We start from the raw sequence: 10,229 nt of genomic DNA, 5'->3' as shown, positions 1-10,229 counted from the left end.
CCTGCGAGCCGTCGGAGTCTCCAGCCGGGTCGTGGACGGCCACAGCCTCACGAGCCTGCGCGTCAGCTTCGACTGACGCGCACGGGCACCTGGGCGCCCGTGCGCGTGGCTACGCGCGCGGGCCTCAGGCCGTGACGACGAGCCCGTCGAGCAACGCGGTGTCCGCGCCGGCGGCCACCAGGCGTGCGCGCATGCCCGCCGCTGCGAGCGCGTACGGGCGGTCGCTCCCCAGGAGCAGCGATCGCGAGTTGGCGGCCTCGTCGAGCGCGACCAGCTCGAACGCCAGCTGCTCGGCCTCGTCCTGGTCGATCGTGAGCTCGCCCGCCGCGACCGCGGCCCTCGTCTGGGCCTCGACGTAGCCGTACCAGGTGGCGAGAGCCGTCCGCACGGCGTCGTTGACGGGGCCGGGCTTGGAGTCGACGTCGGCCGACGTCGCGGCGAAGAAGCAGCCGCCCGGGAAGACGCGGTCCTTGGAGTAGTCCAGGGCGTTGCGCAGCAGGGCGACCAGGCGGCGCACCCCCCTCGGCTCGGCCCGGGCGGGTTCGACGATCGTCGCGACGAAGACATCTCGGGCCGCGGCGACCGTCGCGAGCTGCAGGCCTTCCTTGCCGTGGAAGAGCGTGGCGATGCTGCTCTTGCTGCGCCCCGACTCCTCGGCCAGACGGCCGATGGTCAGACCGTCGAGGCCCTCGATCGAGGCGAGGTCCGTCGCGCTCCTGAGCACGACCGAGCGTGACGCGTCGCCCCGGGCGCGCCTGCCGTCGAGAACAGCGGGATCAGCCATCTCCCTAGTATACGAACGATCGATCGCGTAATCTACACAACGAACGTTCGTGCGTATTGATCTGGAGGAGCCATGCCCCCGCCGTACACGCTGTTCGGCCGCACCCTGCGCGCCCTCGGCAACCTGTCACCGAACCTCTCGGGGCGCCTCGCGCTCCGCGCCTTCTTCGTCACCACGCCCCGCGCCCCCGTGCGCGACGCCGACGTCGACACCCATCACGCCGCGCTCCGGACCCGGCTCGACGTCCGTGGACATGAGCTCGTGGCCTACGAGTGGGGCACCGGCCGGGACACCGTGCTGATCCTCCACGGGTGGCGCGGGCGGGCCTCCCAGCTCGCACCCCTGGTGCGCGAGCTCGTCGCCGAGGGGTTCCGTGTCGTGTCGTTCGACGCCCCGGCACACGGCGGCTCCCCCGGCCGTCGGGCCGACATCCGTGACTGGGTCGCCGCGGTGGAAGCCCTGGACCGGCTCCACGGCCCCTTCCGCGCGATCGTCGGGCACTCGTTGGGGGCCCTGGCCGCACTCACGGCAGCCCGCACGTCCGTGCGGACCGGACGGGTCGCGGTCGTGTCCGGGGCCGGCGGGCCGGACGCGTTCCTCACCGAGTTCGCACGCGAGCTCCTGCTCGACCACGCCACCCGGGCGCAGCTCGAGGCGCGCTTCCACGAGCGGCTGGGCGAGAACCAGGACTCGACCGCCGCCCGCTACGACGCGGTCGCGCACCCGCTGCCCGCAGGGACCGAGCTGCTCGTCGTGCACGACCGGGGCGACCGGCGCATGCCCGACCACGACGCGCGCCGGCTGCACGACGCGCACGTCGGCCGCTCGGCCATGGTCCGCACCTCGGGGTCCGGCCACACCTCGATCCTCTCGTCCGACGTGGCGCTCGACGCCCTCACCGCGTTCGTGCGCGGTGGGCTCGCCGCGGTCGACGACCTCGACGCGGACGTCCTGGCGCACGCAGCGGGGCCCTGAACATCGACGATCGTCCCGTCCGTGCAGAGGTCGCGCGGGGCGGGCGAACCCCCGACCCGCGTAACATCGGACGGATGGCCTCAACGCCTCCGGCTCCGCGCCGGACCTTCCCCGAGGCTCTTCGCTCCCGCAGCGACGAGCACCTCGTCGCGCTGCTGCTGCAGCGCCCTGACCTGGCCACTCCTTCGCCGTCGACGCTGCGCTCGCTCGCAGCACGTGCCACCAGCCGTACCAGCCTGGACCGGGCGATCGCCCGGCTCGACGCCCTCGAGCTCCAGGTCCTCGAATCCGTCCTCGTCCTCGGGGACCAGCCCCCTCCGCGGACGCCGACGTCCCGCCCGGCACGACCCACGAGCCGCGCACCTGGCGACGACGCGGCCGTGACGGTCGACCGCGTCCTCGACGCGCTCGGCGCGAGCGACGCGGACTCCCCGGTCGTGCGGGCCGCGCTCGCCCACCTCGAGGAGGCCGCGCTGCTGTGGGACCGCGACCCGTCGCCGCGCACCGACCTCGCGGTCGCACCGGGCCTGTCGGAGGTGCTCGGCCCCTACCCGGCCGGACTCGGCCCCTCCGACCCGTCGTCCCCCCTCGCTGCCCGGCCGGCCGACGCCCGCGCCCCGGGCGACACCGGGACGACCGCCCTCGCCGACCTCCTGGCGGACGCGCCACCTGGTGCCCGCAGCATCCTCGACGCCCTCACCTGGGGGCCGCCCGTGGGCGTCGCGCCGCGCGCCGATCCCGTGGGTCGCGAGGCGACGACGTGGCTCCTGCGACAGCGTCTCCTGCTCGCGTCCGACGAGCGGCACGTCGTCCTGCCGCGCGAGGTCGCCCTCGTCCTGCGCGAGGGCCGCACGCACGCCCGGCCGCTCGCCCACCCGCCCGAGCCCGACGCCCCGCACTTCGCCGAGGACACCATCGCCGCGGAGGCCGCTCGCGCGGCGCAGGACGCGGTCCGGCTCGTCGCCCACCTCCTCGCGCTGTGGCAGGCCTCTCCGCCGAGCGTCCTGCGCGCAGGCGGCCTGGGCGTGCGGGACCTCCGGCGCCTCGCGACGACGCTCGAGGTCGAGGAGCCGACGGCCGCGTTCGTCGCCGAGCTCGCGCTCGCCGCAGGTCTCGTGGTCGACGACGGAGAGGACCCGCCCTCGTTCACCGTCACGGTCGCGGGCGAGGACTGGCTCGACCTTCCCCTCGCACCGCGCTGGGCGCTGCTCGCCGCAGCCTGGGCAGGCTCGGGCCGGACTCCGTGGACCGTCGGCAGCCGCGACGAGCGGGGCACGCTGCGCGCCGCGCTCGAACCCGACCTCACCCGGCCGTGGGTCCCGCGTCTGCGCTCCGACCTGCTGTCCGCGCTCGCCGACCGCCCCGGGACGGCACTGACCTCGGGCGACCTCCTGGCGGTCCTGCGCTGGGGGTCGCCCCGGTCGGTCCCTCCGCTCCAGGCGATCGAGGGCCTGCTCCACGAGGCCCACCTCCTGGGGGTCACGGGCGTCGGGGCGCTCGCCCCCACGGGCCGTGCGCTCCTGCGGCCCGACGGCGCCACGCCCGCCGCGCGCACGAACGCCCCCGCGGAGTCGAGCAGGTCGGGCGCGCCCGCGCTCACGTCCGCGGAGGCGACTCTCGCGACCGCCCTCGAGTCGGTCCTGCCGCCCGAGGTCGACGAGCTCCTGCTCCAGGGCGACCTCACGGGGATCGTCCCGGGCCGACCGAGCACCGCGCTCGAGCGGCTCCTGGAGGACGCCGCCGAGGTCGAGTCGCGCGGGGCTGCGATCACGGTCCGCTTCACCCCCGAGTCCCTGACCCGCGCGTTCGACGCCGGCCGCACCGCGGACGACCTGCTGACCGACCTCGCGAGCCACTCGCGCTCCTCGCTCCCCCAACCCCTCGACTACCTGGTCCGCGACACCGCTCGCCGGCACGGGCGGCTGCGGGTCGGGAGCGCGTCGGGCTACGTGCGCGCGGAGGACGCCGCGCTCCTGACGGGACTCGTGGAGGACCCGTCGCTGCGTCACCTGTCGCTGTTCCGCATCGCGCCCACCGTCCTGGTCTCGCTCGTCCCCGCGGCGACGCTCCAGGCCGCGCTGCGCGACCGTGGTCTCGCCTCGACCGTCGAGGGACCCGACGGGCGGGTCGTGCGCACCGAGCGGCTCCGCACCACGGTCCGTTCCCGCGTGGGCGGGCGACGCCCGCTGGACACGGCCACCCGGGGGCGCTCCGCCGTCGGGCAGGCGGTGCACCAGGAGGACGCCGCGGCCCGCCGCGAGCGGTACGCCGAGCTCGTCCCCCGTCTGCGCGCGGCCGACGACGCGGCGCTCGCCGCTCCTCCCACGGCGACGACCCGTGAGGACGTCGCACCCGAACCTCGCGGAACAACCGAACCCCCCGCGGCGTTGGGACTCCTGCGCGACGCGATCGACGCGGGCGACCACGTGGTCCTCGAGACGATCGACCCCACCGGTCAGCCGACCCGGCGCCGCGTCAAGCCCCTCGTCCTGGAGGGCGGCCGTCTGCGCGCCCTCGACCCCGCGCGCGACGCCGAGCTGACCGTCGCCGTCCATCGCATCGCGGGCGTCTTCACCGACGCCCCCGCCCCCACCCAGGACGCGTCGACCGACGCGACCACGAACGCGTCGGCGGGGGCGCCGAACGACTAGCCCGCACCACCCGCGTCACGACACGGCGCACCACCCGGAAGGACGCCCATGGCCGACGGCCCCCTGATCGTGCAGAGCGACAAGACCTTGCTGCTCGAGGTCGACCACCCCCGCTCGGGCGACGCCCGACGGGCGATCGCCCCCTTCGCCGAGCTCGAGCGCGCCCCCGAGCACGTCCACACCTACCGGCTCACGCCGCTCGGGCTGTGGAACGCGCGCGCCGCGGGGCACGACGCCGAGCAGGTCGTCAACGTGCTGCTCGAGTACAGCCGCTACCCCGTGCCGCACGCGCTGCTCGTCGACGTCGCGGAGACCATGGCGCGCTACGGGCGACTCCAGCTCGTGGCGCACCCGACGCACGGGCTCGTGCTCCAGGCGACGGACAAGGCCGTGCTCGCCGAGGTCCTCAAGTCCAAGCGGACCGCGGGCCTGGTCGGCGACCGGCTCGGTGACGACTCGGTGGTCGTGCACCCGTCCGAGCGCGGGCACCTCAAGCAGGTCCTGCTCAAGCTCGGCTGGCCCGCCGAGGACCTCGCGGGGTACGTCGACGGCGAGAAGCACCCGATCGACCTGTCCCCGACCGACCCGGCGCACGAGGACAAGCCCTGGGCCATGCGGCCCTACCAGCAGCAGGCCGTCGAGGGGTTCTGGCACGGGGGCAGCGGCGTCGTCGTGCTCCCTTGTGGCGCGGGCAAGACGATCGTCGGCGCAGGCGCCATGGCGAAGTCCGGGACGACGACCCTGATCCTCGTGACGAACACGGTGAGCGCGCGCCAGTGGCGCGACGAGCTCGTGCGGCGCACGACGCTCACCGAGGACGAGATCGGCGAGTACTCGGGCGCCCGCAAGGAGATCAAGCCCGTCACCATCGCGACGTACCAGGTGCTCACGACCAAGCGGAAGGGCGTCTACACGCACCTCGAGCTGCTCGACGCGCGCGACTGGGGCCTCGTGGTCTACGACGAGGTCCACCTGCTGCCCGCACCGATCTTCCGCATGACCGCGGACCTCCAGGCGCGCCGGCGCCTGGGCCTGACCGCGACGCTCGTGCGCGAGGACGGGCGCGAGGACGAGGTCTTCAGCCTGATCGGGCCCAAGCGGTACGACGCGCCCTGGAAGGACATCGAGGCCCAGGGGTACATCGCGCCCGCGGACTGCGTCGAGGTGCGCCTCACGCTGTCCGACCGCGACCGCATGGCGTACGCGACCGCCGAGCCCGAGGACAAGTACCGGCTCGCTGCCACCGCGGCGGGCAAGAACCGCGTCGTCGAGCAGATCGCCGCCGCGCACCCCGACGACCAGGTCCTCGTGATCGGCCAGTACCTCGACCAGCTCGAGGAGCTCGGCGACCATCTCGACGCGCCCGTCATCACCGGGGCCACGACCGTGCGCGAGCGCCAGCGGCTGTTCGAGGCGTTCCGGTCCGGGGAGATCTCGCGGCTCGTCGTGAGCAAGGTCGCGAACTTCTCGATCGACCTCCCCGAGGCGTCCGTCGCGATCCAGGTGTCGGGGTCGTTCGGGTCGCGCCAGGAGGAGGCGCAGCGCCTGGGACGCATCATGCGGCCCAAGCAGGACGGGCGCACCGCGCACTTCTACGCCGTGGTCTCGCGCGACACAGTGGACCAGGACTTCGCGGCGCACCGGCAGCGCTTCCTGGCGGAGCAGGGGTACGCGTACCGCATCGTCGACGCCGAGGACCTGGGCGTCGTGCAGTAGAGGGTGGGGTCCCGCGACGCAGGAGCGCGGCCCCCGCCCGGCACGGAACGACGCCCGGTCCGACCGACGGAAGAGCGGACCTGGGCGTCGTGCAGTAGAGGGTGAGGTCCCGCGACGCAGGAGCGCGGCCCCCGCCCGGCACGGAACGACGCCCGGTCCGACCGACGGAAGAGCGGACCTGGGCGTCGTGCACCCACACACGTCCCCCTACCGCGCGCCTGCCTGACGGTCCGCCCCGTGCCGTTCGTCCTCCTGCCCCGTCGGCGTTCCGACGCGACGCGCTCCCGACGCGAAGCCGAGCCAGGTGTGCCGGTTGCCCGCCCAGCACCAGCCGACCTTGGGCGCGCCGCGTCGTTCCTTGCCGTCGCGGCCGGTGCCGTTCGAGATCCACACCGCGGGGGTGCGCGCGTCGAGGCGCCCCGGGCCCTTGCGGAGCCGCGAGCCGATCGTCATGTAGCAGTGGTTGCGCTCGACGACGCCGGGCACCTGGAGCGCCCAGTGGATGCCCTCGACGAGGACGAGCGGTGTGCGGTCGCGTCGCGTGATCTCGGGCAGCGCCTCGTCGGGGGACCAGTTCGCCATGTCGTCGCCGCGGTCGACGTCGGTCACGACGTACAGCGGGCCCTCCGGCAGCGTGAGCCCCTCGATGGGCTCGAAGCGGTCGACGTCCTCCATGTCGACCACGACGAAGCCCTCCTTGTCCCCCCGCCGAAGCAGCGGTGCGAGGACGGACGGCGGGGCGAGGCGGGGATGCACGGCGAGCAGCCCGCCGTCGGGTGCATCGTGCGCAAGGTGCCCGACGGCGTCGCGCACCTCGTCCGCCGACAGCCCGGCGAGAGCAGGGACGCCGAGCGCGATCAGCCGCTCGGCCTGGTCGACGAGCGGCGGCAGGGCAGACCCCGGTCGCAGTGCCGTCGCCGGCGCTGCGGGCGGGGCCGCAGCTCGTGCGGGCGTCAAGGCCGTCATGGTCGTCGTGGTCGTCATTGGGTTCCTCTCGTCGACGTCCCCCTCTAACATGGTACGCCGTACGAACATTCCCGACAGGAGATCCGTGGCGTCACACCCGCGCCTTGCACCACCACGGCGGGTGAAATGCCCCTGCTGTCCCGTTTCACGATTGCGGCACCCGCACCCGTGGGAAAGGATCACGAGGTGGCCTCGTCGTCCGTTCCCCCTGCACTCCCCCGCCCGGCGCACCGTGCGCGCCTGTCCGTCCTCCGCGGTGCCCTGTCGCTCGGGATCGCCGCCGCGCTCACCCTGACCGGCCTCGGCTCCACCGCGACAGCCGAGCAGCCGCTCAACCTCCCGGGCAGGATCACCGACCCCGCCGGGGTGCTCGGGGACCGGGTCGACGAGGTCGAGACCGCGATGGACCGGCTGGAGGAGGACACCCCGTACCAGCTCTTCGTCGTGTACGTCGACACCTTCGACGGGCAGGACGCGCAGACCTGGGCCACCTCGACGGCCAACCTGTCCGGCCTGGGCCGGGACGACGTCCTGCTGGCCGTCGCGACCACGGACCGCCGGTACGACCTGTCGGCCGACCACAACATCGGCCTGTCCGAAGCCTCGCTCGACACCGTCCAGGAGGCGATCGAGGACCAGCTCAGGCAGGACGACTGGGCGGGGGCCGCAGTCGCCGCAGCGGACACCCTGCACACCGAGGCGACGGGCTCGTCGTCCTCGGGCGCCTCGGGCTGGCTCGTGGCCCTCGTGGTCGGCCTGCTCGCGATCGCAGGCTTCTTCGTGCTCCGCGCGATCCTGAGCAAGCGCCGCGGGACGGCCGCGAAGCCCGGCGGGCCGGACGAGGCCGACGAGCTCGCCCAGCTCCCGACCGACGAGCTGGACCGGCGCGCCAGCTCTGCCCTCGTCGCGATCGACGACGCCGTCAAGACGTCCGAGCAGGAGCTCGGGTTCGCGCAGGCCCAGTTCGGCCTCGAGGCGACGCAGGAGTTCCAGGTCGCGCTCGAGAAGGGCAAGCAGCAGGTGTCCCAGGCCTTCGCGCTGCGCCAGCAGCTCGACGACGACACCCCGGAGGCCGAGCCCCAGGCCCGCACGATGATGGCGCAGATCATCGCGCTGTGCACCGAGGTCGCCCGTTCGCTCGACACCGAGTCCGCCCAGTTCGACGAGCTGCGCGACCTCCAGTCCCGCGCCCCCGAGGTCCTCGACACGGTCGAACGTCGCGCGGGCGAGGTCGAGGCCCGCGTCGTTCCGGCCCGCAGCACGCTCGCCGCGCTCTCCGCGACCTACCCGGAGGCAGCGCTCGCCTCCGTCTCGGCGAACCCCCAGCAGGTCCTCCACCTCGTCGCAGGTGCCCGCGAGGCGATCGCCGCGGGGCGTGCAGCACTCGAGGGCAAGGACCGGGCGTCCGCCGTCGCGCACGCCCGCGCCGCCGAGAACGCCGTCGGGCAGGCCGTGACCCTCCTCGACGCGATCGACTCCGCGGGCGAGGTCCTCGCGCAGGCGGGCCAGCGCCTCGACGTCGCGGTCGCGTCGATCACCGCGGACATCGCCGACGCCGCCCGCCTGGCACCGGCCGACCCGACCGTGTCGGCGCGCGCCACCGAGGCGCAGTCCGCGGTGGCCGAGGCACAGACCGCACGCGGCGGTGGCGACCCCATCGCGGCCCTGCGCCGGCTCACCGACGCCGAGGCCGCGATCGACGCCGCCCTGGCACCGTTCCGTGCGAGCGCCGAGCAGGCCGCGCGCGCCGCGGCGCTCCTGCGCGACACGATCGGGCGCGTCGACTCCCAGGTCCGCGCGACGAACGACTTCATCGAGACCCGTCGTGGCGCCGTCGGGCCCGAAGCCCGCACGCGGCTGTCCGAGGCGATCCGCCACCTCGGCGAGGCCCGCGCACTCCAGCCCTCCGACCCCGTGCGCGCGCTCGCCACGGCCCAGCAGGCCGACGCGCTCGCCCAGGCCGCGGCACAGCTCGCGCAGCGCGACGCGTCCGCGTGGGAGTCCCAGCAGAACGACGCGGGGATGTTCGGCGGCGGCTCGGGAGGCGGTGGCAACAACGTCGGCGGCATGGTCCTGGGCGGCATCCTCCTCGACCAGATCCTGCGCGGCGGGGGCGGCGGACGCCGGTCGGGAGGCGGCTTCGGCGGCGGCTACGGCGGAGGCGGGTTCGGGGGCGGTGGCTTCGGCGGGTCGTCGGGCCGCTCGTCACGGGGCTCGTCGGGCGGCAGGTCCTCGGGCGGCCGCTCGAGCAGAGGAGGACGGTTCTAGGTCGGACGGCACGGCAGGCACGAGCATCGCGCACCCCATCCACGAGCAGGAAGGCACGACCGATGGCAGAGAAGCAGAGCATCTTCGGACGCATCACCCAGCTGGCCAAGGCGAACATCAACTCGCTCCTCGACAGTGCCGAGGACCCGCAGAAGATGCTGGACCAGCTCGTCCGCGACTACACCAACAGCATCGCCGACGCCGAGCAGGCCGTCGCTCAGACCATCGGCAACCTCCGGCTCGCAGAGCAGGACTACAACGAGGACGTCGCGGCAGTGCGCGAGTGGGGTGACAAGGCCGCCGCCGCGTCCGCGCAGGCCGACCGTTTCCGCTCGTCGGGCGACACCGCAGGCGCCGACAAGTTCGACAACCTCGCCAAGGTCGCGCTCCAGCGGCAGATCTCCGCCGAGGGCGAGGTCCGCCAGGCCGAGCCGCTCATCGCGTCGCAGCGCGATACCGTCGAGAAGCTCAAGACCGGCCTCGCGCAGATGAAGGGCAAGCTGGGCGAGCTCAAGTCCAAGCGTGACTCCCTCGTCGCCCGCCAGAAGTCCGCCGAGGCCCAGCAGACCGTCCAGGGCGCGATCAGCTCGATCAACGTCCTCGACCCCACGAGCGAGGTGTCGCGCTTCGAGGAGAAGGTGCGTCGCGAGGAGGCCAAGGCGCTCGGCCAGGCCGAGGTCGCCGCGTCCTCGCTCGACGCACAGTTCGAGGAGCTCGACGCATCAGGGGCGAACATCGAGGTCGAGGCGCGGCTCGCGGCGCTCAAGAGCGGCGGGGCCTCCCCTGCCCCGCAGATCACGCCCACGACGGTGACGTCGGTCGAGGCCGGCACGCAGGACGCCCCGTCCGGGAACTGGTAGGCCCCGACC

At 74.2% G+C, this 10,229-nt stretch carries 7 protein-coding genes; 5 read left to right on the top strand and 2 right to left on the bottom strand.

Going from position 1 to position 10,229, the window contains the following annotated elements; all coding sequences use genetic code 11:
* Window positions 1-124: 124 nt before the first annotated feature.
* Complete coding sequence (locus ACFRCR_RS12685) at window positions 125-784, bottom strand: TetR/AcrR family transcriptional regulator (protein ID WP_377677970.1); 660 nt, start codon at window positions 782-784, stop codon at window positions 125-127.
* A 72-nt stretch (window positions 785-856) separates the two neighbouring features.
* On the opposite strand from ACFRCR_RS12685, the gene ACFRCR_RS12680 reads away from it, so the two are divergent.
* From ACFRCR_RS12680 to ACFRCR_RS12670, 3 genes are all read left to right on the top strand, one after another.
* Window positions 857-1,759 (top strand): alpha/beta fold hydrolase, encoded by a 903-nt coding sequence (locus ACFRCR_RS12680; protein ID WP_377677968.1) that lies wholly within the window; start codon window positions 857-859, stop codon window positions 1,757-1,759.
* A gap of 74 nt (window positions 1,760-1,833) precedes the next feature.
* Entirely contained in the window at window positions 1,834-4,410 is a 2,577-nt protein-coding gene (locus ACFRCR_RS12675; protein WP_377677966.1) for a helicase-associated domain-containing protein, read from the top strand.
* 48 nt (window positions 4,411-4,458) lie between these two features.
* Entirely contained in the window at window positions 4,459-6,126 is a 1,668-nt protein-coding gene (locus ACFRCR_RS12670; protein ID WP_138822945.1) for a DNA repair helicase XPB, read from the top strand.
* Between the two features lie 207 nt (window positions 6,127-6,333).
* Here ACFRCR_RS12670 and ACFRCR_RS12665 read toward each other — a convergent pair whose 3' ends face one another.
* Window positions 6,334-7,110, bottom strand: a complete 777-nt coding sequence (locus tag ACFRCR_RS12665) for a DUF5701 family protein (protein WP_377677965.1) — start codon at window positions 7,108-7,110, stop codon at window positions 6,334-6,336.
* A gap of 168 nt (window positions 7,111-7,278) precedes the next feature.
* Here ACFRCR_RS12665 and ACFRCR_RS12660 point away from each other — a divergent pair, with 168 nt between their 5' ends.
* Window positions 7,279-9,360 (top strand): TPM domain-containing protein, encoded by a 2,082-nt coding sequence (locus ACFRCR_RS12660; protein WP_377677963.1) that lies wholly within the window; start codon window positions 7,279-7,281, stop codon window positions 9,358-9,360.
* 62 nt (window positions 9,361-9,422) lie between these two features.
* Window positions 9,423-10,220 carry a PspA/IM30 family protein gene (locus ACFRCR_RS12655; RefSeq protein WP_377677961.1) on the top strand — a complete coding sequence of 266 codons (798 nt, stop codon included), beginning with the start codon at window positions 9,423-9,425 and terminating at the stop codon, window positions 10,218-10,220.
* Window positions 10,221-10,229 lie beyond the last annotated feature (9 nt).

Origin of the sequence: Oerskovia sp. NPDC056781 (genome assembly GCF_042789955.1) — a bacterium.
Classification (GTDB): Bacteria; Actinomycetota; Actinomycetes; order Actinomycetales; family Cellulomonadaceae; genus Oerskovia; species Oerskovia rustica.
Note: the sequence above shows the minus strand (reverse complement) of the source record. Positions and strands in the feature narration are given on the sequence as shown.

What these genes read in the sequence shown, in the direction of transcription:
- ACFRCR_RS12685 (WP_377677970.1), bottom strand. Translation starts at nt 784, where the DNA reads ATGGCTGATCCCGCTGTTCTCGACGGCAGGCGCGCCCGGGGCGACGCG.
- ACFRCR_RS12680 (WP_377677968.1), top strand. Translation starts at nt 857, where the DNA reads ATGCCCCCGCCGTACACGCTGTTCGGCCGCACCCTGCGCGCCCTCGGC.
- ACFRCR_RS12675 (WP_377677966.1), top strand. Translation starts at nt 1,834, where the DNA reads ATGGCCTCAACGCCTCCGGCTCCGCGCCGGACCTTCCCCGAGGCTCTT.
- ACFRCR_RS12670 (WP_138822945.1), top strand. Translation starts at nt 4,459, where the DNA reads ATGGCCGACGGCCCCCTGATCGTGCAGAGCGACAAGACCTTGCTGCTC.
- ACFRCR_RS12665 (WP_377677965.1), bottom strand. Translation starts at nt 7,110, where the DNA reads ATGACGACCACGACGACCATGACGGCCTTGACGCCCGCACGAGCTGCG.
- ACFRCR_RS12655 (WP_377677961.1), top strand. Translation starts at nt 9,423, where the DNA reads ATGGCAGAGAAGCAGAGCATCTTCGGACGCATCACCCAGCTGGCCAAG.